At 63.2% G+C, this 18,379-nt stretch carries 13 protein-coding genes; 2 read left to right on the top strand and 11 right to left on the bottom strand.

Features of this window, described 5'->3' with window-relative positions:
• Positions 1-32: 32 nt before the first annotated feature.
• The 9 genes from BM190_RS01995 to urtA all read right to left on the bottom strand — a co-directional run bounded on the left by BM190_RS01995 (position 33) and on the right by urtA (position 11,337).
• Positions 33-2,993, bottom strand: a complete 2,961-nt coding sequence (locus BM190_RS01995; protein ID WP_092251608.1) for an autotransporter outer membrane beta-barrel domain-containing protein — start codon at positions 2,991-2,993, stop codon at positions 33-35.
• Positions 2,994-3,347: 354 nt separating this feature from the next.
• Complete coding sequence (locus BM190_RS01990) at positions 3,348-4,388, bottom strand: aliphatic amidase (RefSeq protein WP_092251607.1); 1,041 nt, start codon at positions 4,386-4,388, stop codon at positions 3,348-3,350.
• Positions 4,389-4,424: 36 nt separating this feature from the next.
• Positions 4,425-4,802, bottom strand: a complete 378-nt coding sequence (locus BM190_RS01985; protein ID WP_092251606.1) for an FmdB family zinc ribbon protein — start codon at positions 4,800-4,802, stop codon at positions 4,425-4,427.
• A 114-nt stretch (positions 4,803-4,916) separates the two neighbouring features.
• Positions 4,917-6,146, bottom strand: coding sequence for a formamidase (gene fmdA / locus BM190_RS01980; protein WP_092251605.1), 1,230 nt, complete (start codon positions 6,144-6,146; stop codon positions 4,917-4,919).
• A 27-nt stretch (positions 6,147-6,173) separates the two neighbouring features.
• On the bottom strand, positions 6,174-6,863 hold the full coding sequence (gene urtE / locus BM190_RS01975; protein ID WP_092251604.1) for an urea ABC transporter ATP-binding subunit UrtE: 690 nt from the start codon (positions 6,861-6,863) through the stop codon (positions 6,174-6,176).
• 228 nt (positions 6,864-7,091) lie between these two features.
• Positions 7,092-7,847 carry an urea ABC transporter ATP-binding protein UrtD gene (gene urtD / locus BM190_RS01970; RefSeq protein WP_091964397.1) on the bottom strand — a complete coding sequence of 252 codons (756 nt, stop codon included), beginning with the start codon at positions 7,845-7,847 and terminating at the stop codon, positions 7,092-7,094.
• A gap of 10 nt (positions 7,848-7,857) precedes the next feature.
• Entirely contained in the window at positions 7,858-9,000 is a 1,143-nt protein-coding gene (gene urtC / locus BM190_RS01965; RefSeq protein WP_038949523.1) for an urea ABC transporter permease subunit UrtC, read from the bottom strand.
• Between the two features lie 17 nt (positions 9,001-9,017).
• Entirely contained in the window at positions 9,018-9,944 is a 927-nt protein-coding gene (urtB, locus tag BM190_RS01960) for an urea ABC transporter permease subunit UrtB (RefSeq protein WP_018316774.1), read from the bottom strand.
• A 133-nt stretch (positions 9,945-10,077) separates the two neighbouring features.
• Complete coding sequence (urtA, locus tag BM190_RS01955) at positions 10,078-11,337, bottom strand: urea ABC transporter substrate-binding protein (RefSeq protein WP_026201734.1); 1,260 nt, start codon at positions 11,335-11,337, stop codon at positions 10,078-10,080.
• 170 nt (positions 11,338-11,507) lie between these two features.
• Between urtA and BM190_RS01950 the strand changes: the two genes are divergently transcribed.
• Together BM190_RS01950 and BM190_RS01945 are read left to right on the top strand one after the other, a co-directional pair.
• Entirely contained in the window at positions 11,508-14,879 is a 3,372-nt protein-coding gene (locus BM190_RS01950; RefSeq protein WP_092251603.1) for a hybrid sensor histidine kinase/response regulator, read from the top strand.
• Entirely contained in the window at positions 14,863-15,789 is a 927-nt protein-coding gene (locus tag BM190_RS01945) for a response regulator (protein WP_177236855.1), read from the top strand. The genes BM190_RS01950 and BM190_RS01945 overlap by 17 nt, the downstream gene beginning before the upstream one ends.
• A 213-nt stretch (positions 15,790-16,002) precedes the next feature.
• On the opposite strand, the gene BM190_RS01940 is transcribed toward BM190_RS01945, so the two are convergent.
• Together BM190_RS01940 and BM190_RS01935 are read right to left on the bottom strand one after the other, a co-directional pair.
• The gene (locus BM190_RS01940; RefSeq protein ID WP_092251602.1) at positions 16,003-17,505 is read right to left on the bottom strand and encodes a flavin-containing monooxygenase; all 1,503 of its coding nucleotides are present in this window, start codon (positions 17,503-17,505) and stop codon (positions 16,003-16,005) included.
• A gap of 124 nt (positions 17,506-17,629) precedes the next feature.
• Positions 17,630-18,376, bottom strand: coding sequence for a S1 family peptidase (locus tag BM190_RS01935; RefSeq protein ID WP_177236854.1), 747 nt, complete (start codon positions 18,374-18,376; stop codon positions 17,630-17,632).
• Between the last annotated feature and the right edge of the window lie 3 nt (positions 18,377-18,379).

The raw sequence follows: 18,379 nt of genomic DNA, 5'->3' as shown, positions 1-18,379 counted from the left end.
CTATCCTCCCTCTCAAGGGAGGCGACGATGCCTCACCACGCGTAGCGCACGACGCCCTTGCCGGCGTAGGAGCGGGTGAGGTTCGAGAACTCTCCCTCGAACGTCGCCGATGCAGACCAGCCGTTCATCCAGTTCATCTGCGCTGATGCCGTGGTCAGCGCCGCATCGCGCGCCTGGGCGGCACCGTTCACGACGAAAGCCGAACCCGGCAGGGTCTGGAACACCGCGCCGACAGTGCGGTCCGGATTGTAGTCATGCGCCCAGGCGAGGCGGCCGCGCAGGGTCATGAGGCCACCGGCCGCGGCAAACGATCTGTCCGCGCGCAGGCCGAGTTCGGTGCGCGTGCTGGTGACGTCCTTGGCGGCATAGTTGAGCGCGAAGACGTTGCTGCCGACCACGGCAGCCTCTGCATAGGTCGGAAGGCTGAACAAGGTGGCCTGGAGCGCCGCATACGGCGTGACGCCAGCCCACTGCATGGCATAGCGATAGCCGCCCTCGATGCGGCCCGAGATCGCGTTGGCGTTGAACTGCGCACGCAGCTGGTCATAACCGGCAGCCGTTGCGACGCGGTTGGTCGTGACGTCCTGCCAGCCATAGGCGAGCGCCGCTGTGATGTAGGCCGGTCCGGCCGTATGACGCACGAAGGCGCCGGCCTGAAATAGATCGGAGCGCCCCCAACCGAGCCCGTTGACGTTGAAGGCGGTGCCGCCCCCTGCGAGAGCAAAGCCCGCAATCGTCGACGGCGAGAAGCGGTAATCGAGGCCCACGGCAGTGCCGTAGACACTGCTGCTCGTGTTGTTCGAGCCGAGGCCGGAATTGCCGTCCGTGGTCTGCGAGCCGCCATAGCCGGCCGTCCACACATCCCAGCGCTGCTCGAAGGTTGCTGCCGGTGCCTTGCGGTAAATCGAGGCGAAGGCGTCGCGCGCGCTCTTGTCGCGCGCATTCGCGTCCGCGGCAAATGACGAGGCGCCAGCCGTGCCGCTGCGTCCAGAGCTGAAGACGTCGGTCAACAGGCTCATGAACAGGTTCATCGCATTGAACGTCGTCTGCTGCGATCCCGTTGCGGATTCACCCGAGGCCTGCGTCAGGCCCCCGGGACCAAGACCCGCGAGTTCGGCCTGCAGGAAGCCGTTGGTGTTGAAGAATTTCTGAAGCGTCGTGGCAACGTTCTGCTGGTTGACGTTGAGCGCGTATTTCGCGCCGTAGTTCAGCGTGAAATCGAGGAAGACCTCGTTCGATCCGACGCTCGTCGTGCCGATGAGGCCACCCGGCGCGGCAACGCCCGAAAAATTCCCGCCGGAGGTGCCGAAGAAGTTCATGATCGAATAGTGCTTCATCACCGCGGCGCCCGGATACAGCGCGACGCCGACAGTGCCGTCCAGCGCGACATTGCCGGTGACGAGCGCGTGGCTCGTGCTGGATCCGCTACCGACCTGCACCACATAGACCGAGCCGGACTGAAGGGTGAGATCGCCCTGAACCTGCATGCTCGAGCCCGGGCCGCCGTCGCCGGGCGCATAGATGCCGCCGTTGGCGATGAGGGTATTGCCAACGATTCCGGCGCCGAACAAGGCACCACCGGCATTCACGGTGGTCAGGCTCGACTGCGAGATGTCACCATCGACCCGCAGGATGCCGCCGTTCACCGTGGTCGTGCCGGTGTAGGTATTCGCGCCCGAGAGGATCAACGTGCCGCTGCCGACCTTTTCCAGCGAGCCGGGGCCGACGGGACCGCAACCGCAGGTATCACCGATGACGCCGCTGACCTCGGTCGAGAGGTTGTTACCGCCGACGACGAGGGTATTGCCGCCGCCGATGTAGTAGAAGCCGCTGCCTTCGATCGATCCTGCGGTGATGCGACCATCGCCGGCCGGACCGGTGCCTCCACCGAAATCGACGACGCCGGTCCCGGTGGTGATGAAGCGTGCGTTGCCGCCGGTGGAGTTGTCGAAGAATTCGGTCCTGCCGCCGTCCTTGGTGATGATTGTGGCATTGCCGGCCGTGGTGAACGCGCCGAAATCGGTGAGACCATCAGCTTCATTGATGATGGTTGCATTGCCGGCGGTCGCCGTGTCGGAGCCGGCGAACGTCCCGAACACGGTCCCGCCAAAATCCTTGTTCACGATCGTCGCCGAGCCCGCCGAAGATTGCTCGATGAATATCGTGCCGCCGCCATTCTGGTTGGTGATGTTGGCCGCGCCTGCATTAGTCCGTCCGAAGAAGCCGATCAGGCCGCTGTCATTGATGATGGTGGCCCGACCGGCCGTCGCGGTGTCGGCTCCACCCCCGAGCGGATCGCCGAAATAGACCTGGCCGTTGTTGGTGATCACGATCGAGCTGGCGGAGCTTGCGTTGAGGAACATCGTCGTGCCGGAGAAGGCGTTCAGGATCGACGTGATTCCCGACGTGTCGGCATTGACGATGCTGAAGAGGCCCTCGTTGGTGACGGCGCCGACCATGCTCGCAGTGTGGGTCGCGTCACCGAGCTGCAGGGATCCGCAATTGCAGATGAAGGTGCCGCCGGTATAGGAGTTCGCGCCGAACAGCGCCAGGGTACCTGGTCCCTGAACATTGATGCCGTCGCTGCCGACGATACGCGAAACGATCGCGGCCGAGGGATCGCTGGTGCCGGTCACATCGTTGGTGACGAACGTGGTGCCGCCCGCAGCCAGCCTGAGGTCGCCGCCCTGAATGGTATAGATCGAGCCGTCGGCGGTGAGGTCGAAGCCCACGAGGCTGGTGAGTTGCACGCCGCCCGGCGTAACCGTCACCGTGCCGCCCGTCGCCGGCGTCGAGGGAGCGCTACTTCCGAACAGCGTGCCGGCTGACGCGGGATCATAGGCGGTGCTGGTCGCGCCAAAGACGTCGGTCCAGTTGGTCGTCGTGTTGTCCCAGACGCCGCCCCCGCCGTTGACGGTGCCGTTCGGTGTGGTCTGTGATCCGTTGAAAACCTGCTGGGCCCCGACCGGGCTCGCCACAGCGATCGCGGTCACGACGAGGCCGGCCCCGAATGCCGCGCGCTTTGCCGCAGCACTCCGGCGCGGGCAACTCCCCCCGCTCGATCGCAACCAAGCCCCCACGCTCGTTCCCCACCCCGCGGCGCTCCCCAGCGGCGCCGCGGGGAACTTAGGCGAAGAGGATGGGCGGTAGAACTACGGGGCATCGAGAATCCGCCCAAATGGACCCCAACTCGGGCAGATTCAACAGTCCATGTTGTAACCGCGCCACGGTTTTGCCGAGCGCCATTCCCATTCCGCGCACATACGGACGCATCAGAACGTTCGCGCACTTGTGGACCGCCGTTCACATCAAGGGGTGACCGTCCAACTCATGGTGCCGGCAGGGGCTCAGTAATTGCTCGGCGACGACCCATTCGGGATGCCGTCGATCGGACATTCGTCGGTGCCGGGGGTCGAGCGGGTCATCGCCTCGACCATGTCACGCGTGCCTTCGGGATCCTTGATCCAGTTCTTGTAGAAGTCATAGGGGCACGCCGCGACGCCGCGCGGGCTTTCGCCGGAATTGATCATGCCGGTGTAGCCGCGGTGGACCAGCTTGTAGAGATGGTTCTGTGACTGGCCGTTGCGGCGCGCGTCACGGATCAGATGTTTCGACAGCTGGGCGTACTGGATGCCGTAATCCTCCTCGCCGCACTCGCCGAGCGTACGGCCATCGAAGCCGATGATCGCGGAGTGGCCGAAATAGGAGTAGACGCCGTCGAAACCGGCGGCATTGGCGACCGCGACATAGACGTTGTTGGCCCACGCCATCGCCTTGGAAATAAGGACCTGCTGCTCCTTGGCCGGATACATGTAGCCCTGGCAGCGCACGATCAACTCGGCGCCCTTCATGGCACAATCACGCCAGATCTCCGGAAAGTTGCCGTCGTCGCAGATGATCAGGCTGACCTTCATCCCCTTCGGGCCGTCGGAGACATAGGTGCAATTGCCGGGATACCAGCCCTCGATCGGCACCCATGGCATGATCTTGCGATACTTCTGCACGATCTCGCCCTTGTCGTTCATCAGGATCAGGGTGTTGTAGGGTGCCTTGTGCGGATGCTCCTCATGTCGCTCGCCGGTCAGCGAGAACACGCCCCACACTTTTGCCTTGCGGCAGGCCCCGGCGAAGATCGCGGTCTCCTCGCCGGGCACGGCGCACGCCGTCTCGTACATCTCCTTGGAGTCGTACATGATGCCTTGCGTGGAATATTCGGGAAAGATCACGAGGTCCATGCCGGGCAGGCCGGCCTTCATGCCCACCAACATGTCGGCGATCTTGCGGGCATTGTCGAGCACCTCGGCCTTGGTGTGCAGGCGGGGCATCTTGTAGTTCACCACGGCGACGCCCACCGTGTCGTTGCTGCTGGAAATGTCACCGTGAAGCATGTTGGGCGCTCCTGTCGTTTATTGGTTTGAGGTGCGTTAGTGGCTGATCATCCACGGCCGCGCAGTCGGAAAGCCCTTGGCGCCGCTCTTCGTCTTGGTCACCAGCCGCGCCGGCTTCTTCTTGTCGATCGCGTTCTTGTCCTTCACGGTCTTGCCCGAAGAGCAGCAGCCGCAGCCGGGACCGTGCGAGGCCTTGTATTGCGCGAGCGTCTGCGGCGCGTGCGAGCTGCGCTCGTTGATGGCGTGTGCCTTGCGCTTGTCTGATGGCATGCAGAAGAAATTCGGCGCGGTCAGAATGACGCGCGGCGCCATGGTCTCGCAATGCGGGCAGCTTTGTGGATCGTCGCACTCGGCCATCGGGCGCAGGTCCTTGAACGGACCGCAATCGTCACAGAGATATTCATAGACCGGCATCGCATCATCCCTACGCTCTTGCCTGTTCAACGGAGCTCGCTTGCACCGTTCGTGCAGAGATAGCCCCTCACCTCAACCCTCTCCCCGTAAGGACGGGGAGAGGGAGCGCACCGACTACTTGTCCGGCGAGATCGGCATCTGGATATCGCCGGTGATGTGCTTGATGGGACCTGCCGCCGACGGCATCACGTCGAAGTCGAAGATCTCGGTCGGCAGCCACAGCGTGGCGCAGGCGTTGGGCACGTCGACCACGCCGGAGATGTGGCCCTGACATGGCGCGGTGCCGAGGATCGAATAGGCCTGTGCGCCGGAGTAGCCGAACTTCTTCAGGTATTCGATGGCGTTGAGACAGGCCTGGCGATAGGCGATGTGAACATCGAGATAGTGCTGCTTGCCGGCTTCATCCACCGAGATGCCTTCGAAGATCAGATAGTCCTTGTAGTTCGGCGTGATCGGGGACGGCTTGAAGATCGGGTTCTTGATGCCGTATTTCGACATGCCGTCCTTGATCACCTCGACCTTCAGATGCAGCCATCCCGCCATCTCGATGGCGCCGCAGAAGGTGATCTCGCCGTCACCCTGGCTGAAGTGCAAATCGCCCATCGAAAGACCTGCCCCCGGCACATAGACCGGGAAGTAGATCTTCGAGCCGCGCGAGAGATCCTTGATGTCGCAATTGCCGCCATGCTCGCGCGGCGGCACCGTGCGCGCACCTTCCGCGCCGATCTTGGCTTTCACGTCGCCCTTGGCACGGCCGCCATGGGCGGTCGGCGCGAACGGCGGATTGGCAAGGCCCGGCACGCGGGTCGGATTGGTCGAGATCAACTCGGACTCGCGCTTGTTCCAGGTCTCCAGCATCTTTGGATCGGGCAGACAGCCGATCAGGCCGGGATGGATCAGGCCGGCGAAATTTACGCCGGGCACGTGTCGGGACGAGGTGTAGAGGCCCTTGATGTCCCAGATCGATTTCTGCGCCAGCGGGAAATGGTCGGTGAGAAAGCCGCCGCCATTCTGCTTGGAGAAGAAGCCGTTGAAGCCCCACAGGCTCTCTTTCATCGGGCCGACGTCGAGCAGATCGACGACGAGGAGATCGCCGGGCTCGGCGCCCTTGACGCCGATCGGACCCGACAGAAAGTGCACGATCGACAAGTCGATGTCGCGCACGTCATCGGCGGAATCGTTGTTCTTGATGAAGCCGCCGGTCCAGTCATAGGTCTCGATGATGAAATCGTCGCCGGGATTGACCCAGGCCACGATCGGGATGTCGGGGTGCCAGCGGTTGTGTACCATGTCATTTTCGTAAGCCGATTTGGTCAGATCGACCTTGATCAGTGTCTCTGGCATCGAGATGCTCCCCTTTTACACGGTTGGTTAGACGGACAGATATTTCGAGACCTGTGCGGCATCGACGGCGTGGCGCGGATCGTCGCGCACGATCTCGCCGTTCTCGATCACCAGCACGCGGTCGGCAATGTCGAGCGCGAAGCTCAGGACCTGCTCGGACACGACGATCGAGAGCCCCTTCTCGTCGCGGATGCGTTTCAGGGTCCGCGCCATCTCCTTGATGATGGAAGGCTGGATGCCTTCGGTCGGCTCATCCAGCAGCAGGACTTTTGGCTTGGTTGCGAGCGCACGCGCGATCGCGAGCTGCTGCTGCTGGCCGCCGGAGAGATTGCCGCCGCGGCGGCCCTTCATCTCGAGCAGGACCGGAAACAATTCGTAGATGTCGCCGGGCACCTCGGATTCGCCCGCAACGACGAGGCCGGTCTCGATGTTCTCCTTCACCGTCATGGTGGAGAAGATCATGCGGCCCTGCGGCACATAGGCGAGGCCCTTGGCGACGCGCTCGTAGCTCTTGAGGTTACCGAGCTCGGCGCCGTCCATGGTCACCGAGCCGCTCCTGGCCGGCAGGATGCCCATCAGCGACTTCATCAACGTGGTCTTGCCCATGCCGTTGCGGCCCATGATCGCCACGATCTCGTTGGGCGCGACCTTGACGTTGAGCCCGTGCAGCACCTCGCTCTGGCCGTAGGCGACGTGGAGATCGGAAATTGCCAGCATCAGCGTGCTCCTAGGCTCGGTACGTCTTCCTTCTCCCCTTGTGGGAGAAGGTGGCGCGGGCGGAGCCCGCGACGGATGAGGGGTATGCATCAGCGGATCCGAGCGGCAGCTTGATCTGCGGAGAGATACCCCTCACCCGGATCGCATCTGACGATGCGATCCGACCTCTCCCACAAGGGGAGAGGTGCACCGTCGATGCCTCGACGGACTCATTGGTTTTCACCATCGTCAGTGCCCCAGATACACTTCAATGACCTTGGGATCGTTCTTCACCTTCTCCATGGTCCCCTCGGAGAGGATCTGGCCCTGGTGCAGCACGGTGACCTTGTGGGCGATGTCCTCGACAAACTTCATGTCGTGCTCGATCACCAGCACCGAGCGGTTCTTGATGATGCGGTTGAGGAGCTCGGCGGTCTTGGCGCGCTCGGACACGCTCATTCCGGCGACCGGCTCATCCAGCATCAGCAAATCAGGGTCCTGGATCAGCAGCATGCCGATCTCGAGCCATTGCTTCTGGCCATGGCTGAGCTCGTCGGCATAAGTGTTGAGCTTGTCCTTGAGGAAGATCATCTCCGCGACCTCCTCGACCCGGTCCTTCACCAGTTGGTCGCGCTGAAAGGTCAGCGAGCCGAACACGGTGCGGCCGCGCGGAAACGAGATCTCGAGGTTCTCGAACACGGTGAGATCCTCGAACACGGACGGCGTCTGGAATTTGCGCCCGACGCCGGTCTGCACGATCTCGTTTTCCTTCATCTTCGTGAGCTCCTTGCCACGAAACTGGATCGAGCCCGAGGTCGCCTTGGTCTTGCCGCAGATCAGATCGAGCACCGTGGTCTTGCCGGCGCCGTTGGGACCGATGATGACGCGGATCTCGTTCTCCTCGACGTAAAAGGAGAGATCATTGACCGCCTTGAACCCGTCGAACGAGACGGTCAGTCCGGAGACAGCGAGCAGGAATTCCTTGGGCTGGTGTCCAACGAGCATGATGGCTTCCTCACTCTGCCGGTGCGCCGTCGGCGACCGAATTGTCGTTCCAGCCCGGCTTCCGCTTGCGAGAGGCGAACAGTCGGTCGATGCGCGGCTGCACGTAATCGGCCCAGAGCCCGGACAAACCGTTCGGGAAGGCGAGCACGACTGCGATGAACAGCGCGCCGAGGCCGAACAGCCAGAGTTGCGGGAAGGATTCCGACAGGCTGGTCTTGGCGAAATTCACCAGGATGGCGCCCCAGATCGCGCCGAAGATCGACATGCGTCCGCCGACCGCGGTGTAGATCACCATCTCGATCGACGGCACGATGCCGACAAAGGACGGCGACATGAAACCGACATTGAGTGCGAACATGGCGCCGCCGATCGCGGCGAAGACCGCGGCCATGCAGAAGGCAAAGATCTTGAAGTTGGCGACGCTGTAGCCGGAGAAGCGGACGCGATCCTCCTGTTCGCGCATCGCCACCAGGATGCGGCCGAGCTTGGTCAGGCGGATGAACTGCGCGATGCCGATGCAGGCGAACAGCAGCACCACCTCGACGAAGTACAGGATGACCTTGGCGTGGTCGGGCCGGATGTCCCAGCCCTTGAGGGTGCGCAGGTCGGTCATGCCGTTGATGCCGCCGGTGTAGCCCTGCTGTCCGACGATCAGGATGGTGAGGATGGCGGCGACGGCCTGGGTGATGATCGCGAAATAGGTGCCGCCGACACGGCGCTTGAACATCGCGGTGCCGATGATCAGCGCGAACAGGCCGGGGACCAGGATGATGGCGAGGATGGTGAAGGTGAGGCTGTGGAATGGTTGCCAGAACAGCGGCAGCGAAGTGATCTGATTCCAGTCCATGAAATCGGGGATGCCGGGCGTCGACTGGATCTTCGTGTTCTCGACGCTGGAAGCCTCCAGCTTGAGAAACATCGCCATGCAGTAGCCGCCGAGACCGAAGAACACGCCCTGGCCGAGGCTCAAGATGCCGCCATAGCCCCAGCACAGCACGAGGCCGAGCGCGACAAAGGCGTAGGTGAGGTATTTCGCAACCAGGTTGAGGCGGAACACATCCAGCGACAGCGGCAGAATCACGAACAGCACGGCGGCCAGAACAATGAAGCCGATGAGCTCGGAGCGATTGAAGAAGCGTGAGTTGATGATCATGACTTGCCTGCTTCTCCTTACTTGCGGACTTTGAGGGCGAAGAGACCCTGCGGCCGCAGCATCAGGATGCCGACGACAGCGAGCAGCGTCAGGACCTTGGCCATCGAGCCCGACATGAAGAATTCGAGCGTCGATTGCGTCTGCGAGATCGAGAACGCGGAGGCGATGGTGCCGAGCAGGCTGGCCGCGCCGCCGAATACGACGACCAGGAACGTATCGACGATGTAGAGCTGTCCGGAGGTCGGCCCGGTCGAGCCGATCATGGTGAAGGCGCTTCCGGCGATACCGGCGATGCCGCAACCAAGCCCGAAGGTGTAGCGGTCGACCTTCTCGGTGTTGATGCCGACCGCTCCGGCCATGATGCGGTTCTGCACCACCGCACGGACCTGGCGGCCCCAGCGCGACATGTACATGACGTACGCGACCGAGAGAGTGATCAACACTGTGAGACACATCACGAAGACGCCGTTGATCGGCACTTCGATGCTGTCGGTGACGTGCAGCGAGCCCAGCATCCATTGCGGCAGCTCGACCCCGACCTCACGCGCGCCGAACACGGAGCGATAGGCCTGCTGCAGCATCAGGCTGAGCCCCCAGGTGGCAAGCAGCGTATCCAGCGGGCGCTTGTAGAGATGCCGTATCAGCACCCACTCCACCAGCATCCCCAATGCGCCGGATGCGACAAAGGCCAGGATCATCGCAAGGAAGAAATAGCCGCTGAACAAGCCCGGCAAATAGGACTGGAAGACGTTCGAGGTCATCCAGGTGACGTAGGCGCCGAGGATCATGAACTCGCCATGGGCCATGTTGATGACGCCCATCTGGCCGAAGATGATGGCAAGCCCGAGCGCCATCAGGACGTAGACCGAGAACAGGATCAGTCCTGCAAAGCCCTGCATGACGAAGATGGAGCCAAGGTCACCAAGCGAGTAGTCGCCGAACATCGATGTCCTCCGTCGGGGATAAGGGTCCCGCGTCGCGATGCAGGTTCGCGACGCGGGGGTCTTGGGCGTGGATTTGCTGTCCACGCCAGGGAGAGGCTTGGTATTTGGACGAAAGCGCGACTGGGAGCGCTTCTTACTGGTAGCCCTTCGGGAACGGATCCGGCTCGACGAGATCGGCGGTCTCATAGATCAGCTCGAACTGGCCATCGAGCTTGGCGCGCCCCACCCGGGTCTTCGACCAGAGATGATGGTTCTCGTGGATGCGCACATAGCCTTCCGGCGCGCCCTTGAACTCGACGCCGGGCGAGGCCGCCGCGATCTTGTCGACGTCGAAGGAGCCCGCCTTCTCCACCGTCAACTTCCACAGCCACGGGCCGAGATAGGCAGCCTGGGTGACGTCTCCGATCACTGTCTTCTCGCCCCACGCCTTCTTGAACGCCGGCACGAACGCCTTGTTGTTCGGATTGTCGAGCGATTGGAAGTACTTCATGCAGGCATAGGCGCCCGCGATGTTCTCGCCGCCGATGCCGTCGATCTCGTCTTCGGTCACCGAGATCGTCAGCAGCGCCTGCTTGGAGAGGTCGATGCCGGCGGCCTTGAGCTGCTTGTAGAAGGCGACGTTGGAGCCGCCCACGACGTCGGTGAAGATCACGTCGGGCTTGGTCAGCTTGATCTTGTTGATGACCGAGTTGAACTGGGTGTTGCCGAGCGGATAGTACTCCTCGCCGACCACCTTGCCCTTCAGCACGTTCTCGACGTGCTTGCGCGCGATCTTGTTCGAGGTGCGCGGCCAGATGTAGTCGGAGCCGATGAAGAAGAACGACTTGGCGCCCTTTTCCTTGGCGATCCAGTTCAGGCCGGCGAGAATCTGCTGGGTCGCTTCCTGACCGGTGTAGATGACGTTCTTGGACTGCTCGAGGCCTTCGTAGAAGGTCGGGTAATAGAGCATGCCGTTATACTGCTCCATGACCGGCAGCACCGCCTTGCGCGAGGCCGAGGTCCAGCAGCCCATGATCGCCGCGACCTTGTCGTTGACCAGCAGCTTCTTGGCCTTTTCCGCAAAGGTCGGCCAGTCGCTGGCGCCGTCTTCCTGGATGAACTTGATCTTGCGGCCGAGCACGCCGCCGGCGGCATTGATCTGCTCGATGGCGAGCTTTTCGGCCTCGATCGACCCGGTCTCGGAGATGGCCATGGTGCCGGTCGCCGAGTGCAGGATGCCGACCGTGACCTCGGTGTCGGTGACCGCAAGGCCGGTGGTGTTGACCGCCGAGGTCGCGGGAGCCTGCGCAAAGGACGCCCGCGGGAGCATCGTGATGGCGGGCACGGCGGCCATTCCCATCAATAGTTTGCGCCGGAGCGGCGACAAAAGGCCCTTGTTTGGTTCGTCTGACATGAGCACCCCACTTTTGTTCGAGGACACGCGATTGGTGCCGTGAGGATGGCTCGGATTGATGGAGCGCCAGCATACGCAAGATCGCGTATACTGCACCGCAAAATGCCGACGTAGGCTTTTGGTACGGAATTTGCGAGGGCTCCGGGTCCGTATCAGGAGTGGGGTAGAGCGTGGCAGGGCGGCAGCGAATCGACCGCGTCAGGCGCCAGTACAACCAATGGGTCGCCAACCAGACGCTGGAGGACTATGCGCTGCGCTTCACGGCGAAGAGCGCGCGCCGCTGGTCCGCCGCCCGGGTCGCCAATACGGCGCTGGGCGCGATCTCGTTCCTGGCGATGGAGGCGATCGGCGGCACCATCACGCTGAACTATGGCGTCACCAACGCGGCCGCCGCCATCCTCGTGGTCTCGACCATTATCTTCTGCTGTGGCGTACCAATCGCCTATTATGCCGCCAAATGCGGCATCGACATCGACCTTCTCACGCGCGGCGCCGGCTTCGGCTATATCGGGTCCACCGTCACCTCGCTGATCTACGCGTCCTTCACCTTCATCTTCTTTGCGATCGAAGCCGTGATCCTCGCGTCCGCGCTCGAGATGTGCTTCGGGATTCCGCGGCCGATCGGCTATCTCATCAGCGCCGTCGTCATCATCCCGCTGGTGGCCTACGGCATCACGCTGATCAGCCGCTTCCAATTGTGGACGCAGCCGCTGTGGATCGTGCTCCACATCATTCCGTTCGCGGCGATCGCCTGGCACAACCCGCATTCCTTCACGGAGTGGCGAAAGTTCTCGGGCGAGCACGGCGACCTCAACGGGCATTTCGACTTGCTGCTGTTCGGGGTCGCGGCCTCGGTGGTGTTTTCGCTGGTGGCGCAGATCGGCGAGCAGGTCGACTTCCTGCGATTTTTGCCGCGCGACCGCCGCGCGTCCAAAACCTCCTGGTGGGTGGCGCTGATGAGCGCAGGACCGGGCTGGATCGCGCTGGGCGCGCTGAAGCTCCTCGCGGGTTCGTTCCTCGCCTTCTTCGCGCTCAGCCACGGGGTGCCGCCCGAGGAGGCCGCCGAGCCCGCCCATATGTATCTCGAAGCGTTCCGCTATGTGCTGTCGCAGCCTGACCTCGCGCTGGCGTTGACCGGCACGTTCGTGATCCTGTCCCAGGTGAAGATCAACGTCACCAACGCCTATGCCGGCTCGATCGCCTGGTCGAACTTCTTCTCGCGCCTGACCCACAGCCATCCCGGCCGCGTCGTCTGGCTGGTCTTCAACGTCATCGTGGCGCTGCTGTTGATGGAGATCGGCGTCTACAAGGCGCTGGAGCAGACGCTCGCGCTCTATTCGAACGTCGCGATCGCCTGGGTCGGTGCGCTGGTCGCGGATCTCATCGTCAACAAGCCGCTTGGATTGCGGCCACAGCAGATCGAATTCAAACGCGCGCATCTCTACGACGTCAATCCGGTCGGCGTGGGTGCGATGACGATCGCGACCATTGTCTCGATCAGTGCCTTTTACGGCCTGTTCGGGCCGACCGCGAAGGCGCTGTCGGCCTTCATAGCGCTGGCGGTTGCCTTCCTCACCGCACCGTTGATTGCCTGGACCACGGACGGCAAATACTACATCGCGCGCAAGCCGAAACGGAGCTGGCAGGACATCGAGGCGATCCAGTGCTGCATCTGCGAGCACGCGTTCGAGCCGGAGGACATGGCCTCGTGCCCCGCTTATGCCGGCCCGATCTGCTCTCTGTGCTGCTCGCTGGATGCCCGCTGCCACGATCTCTGCAAGCCGCACGCGCGGATCCAGGCGCAGGTATCGGAGACGCTGGGCAAGCTGATGCCGCAGCCGATCTACGCGCGCATCAACTCGCAACTCGGCCACTATGTCGGCGTGTTCGTGGTCTCCGCCGGCCTCGTCGCGCTGGTGCTGGGCCTGATCTATCTGCAGACCTCGGCGAGCGTGCATGGCGAGAACGCGCTCGTCTCCGACGTGCTCTGGAAGGTGTTCTTCTCCCTCAGCATCATCATCGGCGTGGTGGCGTGGCTGTTCGTCCTGGCGCAGCAGAGCCGCCGCGCGGCGGAAGCCGAGACGCGACGGCAGACCGCGCTGCTGATCCAGGAGATCGACGCGCACAAGCGCACCGACGCCGAGCTGCAGCGCGCCAAGGAAGTCGCCGAATCCGCCAACCTCGCCAAGAGCCGCTACGTGGTGGGCCTGAGCCACGAGCTGCGTTCACCGCTGAACGCGATCAGCGGCTATGCCCAGCTCCTGGAGCAGGACACGACGCTCAACACCAAGCCGCGCGACCAGGTCCGCGTCGTCCGTCGTAGCGCCGACCACCTCTCCGGCCTGATCGACGGCATTCTGGACATCTCCAAGATCGAGGCGGGACGGCTGTATCTGTCGCGCGACGAGGTGCGCTTCAGCGAGTTCCTCGATCAGGTGGTCGGCATGTTCCGCCTTCAGGCCGCTGCCAAGGGCATCGATTTCGTGTTCAGGCGGCCGGCGTATTTACCGCTGGTGGTCTATGCCGACGAGAAGCGGCTGCGCCAAGTGTTGATCAATTTGCTCTCGAACGCCATCAAGTTCACCCAGACCGGCAGCGTGCAGTTCGTGGTGCACTATCGCAGCCCCGTTGCCGAGTTCGAAGTGATCGACACCGGTCCCGGCATCCAGGGCGACGATCTCGAACGCATCTTCGCGCCGTTCGAGCGCGGTGCGCTCGGCGTCTCGCAGCCGCAAACCGGCACCGGCCTCGGCCTGACCATCAGCCGTCTGCTCGCCGGCGTAATGGGCGGCGATATCAAGGTCATGAGCACGGTCGGCACCGGCTCAACGTTCAAGGTCAAGATCCTGCTCTCGGAGGTCACCAATCCGCAGCTCATCGCGCCGGTGGAGGCCCCGGTCTCCGGCTATCACGGCGCGCGCAAGACCATCCTCATCACCGACGACGACCCCGTGCATCGCGACCTCCTGCGCGAGGTGCTGACCCCGCTCGGCTTCATCCTGCTCAGCGCGCCGGATGGCCCCGGCTGCCTCGCATTGGCGCAGCATTGCCGGCCCGATCTGTTCCTGCTCGACATCTCGATGCCCGCCATGGACGGCTGGGCCGTCGCGGAGGCCTTGCGCGCGAGCGGCCATCACCAGGCCCGCATCCTGATGGTGTCGGCCAGCGCGATCGAGGCCCACGGGGCGCCGCTGGCGCAGCCCTTCCATGACGGCTATTTGATGAAGCCGATCGACATCCCGAGGCTCCTGGAGACGATCCGCCAGCTCCTCAAGATCGAATGGCAATACGGCTCGGACGAGATCGCGGTGCCGTTCTGGCGCCTCGAAAGCGGATCGAGGCCGCCGGCGCGGCACATCGAGGCGCTGATCGGGCTCGGCCAGATCGGCTACGTCAAGGGCATCCAATTGAAGCTGGACGAGATCGGCAGCGAGCATCCGGAGCACACCGACTTCGTCGCACAGATGCGGTCGCTGGTCGACCGCTTCGATCTCGAGCAGTACATGGCCACATTGAAGACGTTGCATGCGCATGAACATTGAGTCGAAAAAGCGTGACGTCGCGCTCGTCGTGGATGACTCTCCCGAGACGCTGCGGCTGCTCACCGACGCGCTGGACGGCGCCGGCATGACGGTGATGGTGGCGCTCGACGGCGCGGCCGCGATACGCATCATCGACCAGATCACGCCCGATATCGTTCTGCTCGATGCCGTGATGCCCGGCATCGACGGCTTCGAGACCTGCCGTCGGCTCAAGCGCGATGCGGGTCTTGCCAATGTCCCCGTGATCTTCATGACGGGCCTCGCCGAAACCGAGCATATCGTGCGCGGGCTCGAGGCCGGCGGCGTCGATTACGTGACAAAGCCGATCGTGATCGAGGAGATGCTGGCGCGCATCCGCGTCCATCTCGGCAATGCCCGGCTGACCCAGAGTGCGCGCGCCGCGCTCGACGTCTCCGGCCGCTTCCTGTTCGCGGTCGACCGCCATGGCAATCTGCTGTGGGCAACGCCGCAGGCGCAGAAGCTGCTGTCCGATCATCACGGCGCACAGGCTGACGACTTCGTCCTGCCGCCATCGCTGCTGCAATGGCTGGAGCAGGCCAGGGCCAAGGGCAGCTCGAAATCCCAGGCGGCTTGCTTGCCCGACAATCCCCAGCTTCGGCTCTATTACATGGGCGAAACCGCGCCGAACGAGTTCCTGCTGCGGCTCTCCAGGGAGTCCGGCACCGCGCTGCCGCCAGAATTCACCAGCGAGCTCGGCCTCACCACCCGCGAGGGCGAGGTGCTGGCCTGGCTCAGCAAGGGCAAGACCAATCGCGACATCGCGCAAATCCTGGGCCTCAGCCCGCGCACGGTCGACAAGCATCTCGAGCAGATCTACGCAAAACTCGGCGTGGAGAACCGGACGGCGGCGGCGGCGATTGCGGCGAATGCGACGCGAAAGAACTCGTGAGCGCAGTGCGGATGAGTTGGTGCGCTACTGATCCCACGCGTCCCGGACAAGCGAAGCGCAGATCCGGGACCCGTAGCCACAGCCGATGTTTGGCGAAGGCTCGGAGTTAGCAGCGCTCCATAACTACTCCCTGTGGTTATGGGCCCCCGCCTTCGCGGGGACGACAGTGGAGGATGTGGCAATCGTTACCGCCCCTTACACCCCCGGACGCCCTCACCCGTACACAAACGCCTTGTCATCCAGATCCGTCTTCGGGATCTCGTCCTTCTCCGTCCAGTAATCCTGGCTGTGCTGCCATTCCGGCTTGTCGCCGCGCTTGGGCAACAGATCCATGTTGCGCATCATGTAGCCGGGGTTGAAGTTTTCCGGATCGATCCAGGGCAGGATCGGCATGTTGTGGTCTTCGGCACGCAAGCGCACCTCGACCTTCTTGGCGCCCTTGGTCTTCATATGGCCGAGCAGCCGGCAGACGAAGTCGGCGACGAGATCGACGCGCAACGTCCAGCTGGCGCGGAAATAGCCGAACACCCAGACCATGTTCGGAACGCCCGTGAACATCATGCCGCGATAGGTGACGGTATCGCCGAAGGCGAGCGGCTTGCCGTCGACCTCGAAGGCGATGTCGCCGAGCGCCGCGAGATTGAAGCCAGTCGCGGTGACGATGACATCGGCTTCCAGCAGCTTGCCGGACTTGAGCTGAATGCCGTTCTCGACGAAGCATTCGATCTCGTCGGTTACGACGGAGGCCTTGCCGCTGGCGATGCCCTTGAACAGATCGGCATCGGGCACGAAGGCAATGCGCTGCCGCCACGGCCGGTAAGTCGGCGTGAAATGCGTCCCGACGTCGTAGTCGGGACCGAGCACCGCGCTGATCTGGCCGATCAGGTCCTTCTTGACCTGTTCTGGCTTGGACACGCAGAGTTTCGTGAAGGCATCCTGCTCGAACAGGATCTTGCGCCGAACGATCTCGTGGATCCAGGCCTCATCGACCTGAAGCCGGCGCAGTTCCTCCGCGATCTCGATGGCGTTGCGGCCGAGGCGAAAATAAGTCGGCGAACGCTGCAGCATGGTGACATGCGCACATTGGTCAGCGATGTTCGGCACCAGCGTCGCCGCTGTGGCGCCCGAGCCGATCACAACGACCTTCTTGTTCGTGAGGTCGACGTCATCGGGCCATGTCTGCGGATGGACGATGCGGCCTTTGAAGCGATCGGTGCCCTTCCATTCCGGCGTGTAGCCTTCCGAATGACGGTAATAGCCCTGGCACATCCAGAGGAAGTTCGCCGTGAACGTCCTCGGCTCGCCGGTGTCGGTCGTCACCGCCTCAATAGTCCAGAGATTCTGCTCGCTCGACCAGCTGGCGGAATTGATCTTGTGCTTGTAGCGGATGTGCTTGGCGATACCGTTGTCGTCGATCACCTCTTTCATATAGGTGAGGATTTCTTCGGCGGTCGCGATCGGCGGCCCGACCCAGGGCTTGAAGCTATAGCCGAACGTATGGAGATCACTGTCCGAGCGGATGCCGGGATAACGATGCGTGCTCCAGGTGCCGCCGAACGTCGCCTGCGTCTCCAGGATGACATAGCTCGTGCCCGGAAGCTGCTTCTCGATGTGATAGGCGCTGCCGATGCCGGAGATGCCGGCGCCGACGATCAGCACGTCGAAATGTTCAGAAGCCTGTTTGGCGGTGGCGTGACTGCGAACAGCGACATTCATTGTTGCTTCTATGCCTTGCTTGTTTTTGTGGCCGCCCTTGACGGACGACGCGTTTCCTCCGCGGCCGGCATAATCACCCGCCGCGCTTCCGCTTCAAAATGACATAGATCAAGCCGCGGTCAAATCACAGCGCCGCACCCCAGCTCCGCGCGGTCTGCAAGATCCAGTCGCGGTAGAGCGTGAGCGGTGTGACGCCGGTCAATCCGCCACAGCCATCGCCGGCGTTCGGTCCCGTCGCCCAGCTGATGACACCGACAAGCACGGCGCCGTTCGGCTTGTCCTCGAACACAGGACCACCGGAATCGCCGGTACAAGCGCCAATTCCGTCGCGAACACCGTTGGTTACGGGATCGACCAGGCGGATCTGAAGCGTGCCGGGCTGGCCCGTGACGACAAGGCCCGCGACGCGCGTGGCCCCGCCGCTCCTGCCATCACCGCGCACGGTGACACCGGTACCGGCAATGACGAAACGGCTACCGACCTGGATTGGAATATTCGGCGCGCCGACCGGCACCGTGGATTTTCCCTTGAGTGGAATTTCCAGTTGCAGCAGCGCCACGTCTGCGCCGGCGCGATGCACCTGCGCTTTGTAGCCCGGATGGATCGCGATGGTGCGCACGTTCAGCAATTGCGGTTCGCCACCGCTGCGATCGACGATCTTGTAGTCCGCGCCCGGCGGCACGCAGTGAGCGCCGGTCAACACGATCTTCGGCGCGATCAGAGTTCCGGTGCAGGAATTGCCGCGCGAGCCGACGATGGTGACGACGGCGCGCGCGACGCCATCGGCCTGCGGCGCGCCGCCGCCGACGATGGCATGGGCGGGTGTGGCGAGCAGCAGCGCAGTCGTGATGAACGTGGCAAGCTTCTTCATGGG

The organism is Bradyrhizobium sp. Rc3b (assembly GCF_900114915.1).
In the GTDB taxonomy this organism is placed as follows: Bacteria; Pseudomonadota; Alphaproteobacteria; order Rhizobiales; family Xanthobacteraceae; genus Bradyrhizobium.
The sequence above is the reverse complement of the archived record's forward strand: the minus strand, read 5'-3'. Positions and strand labels throughout refer to the sequence as shown.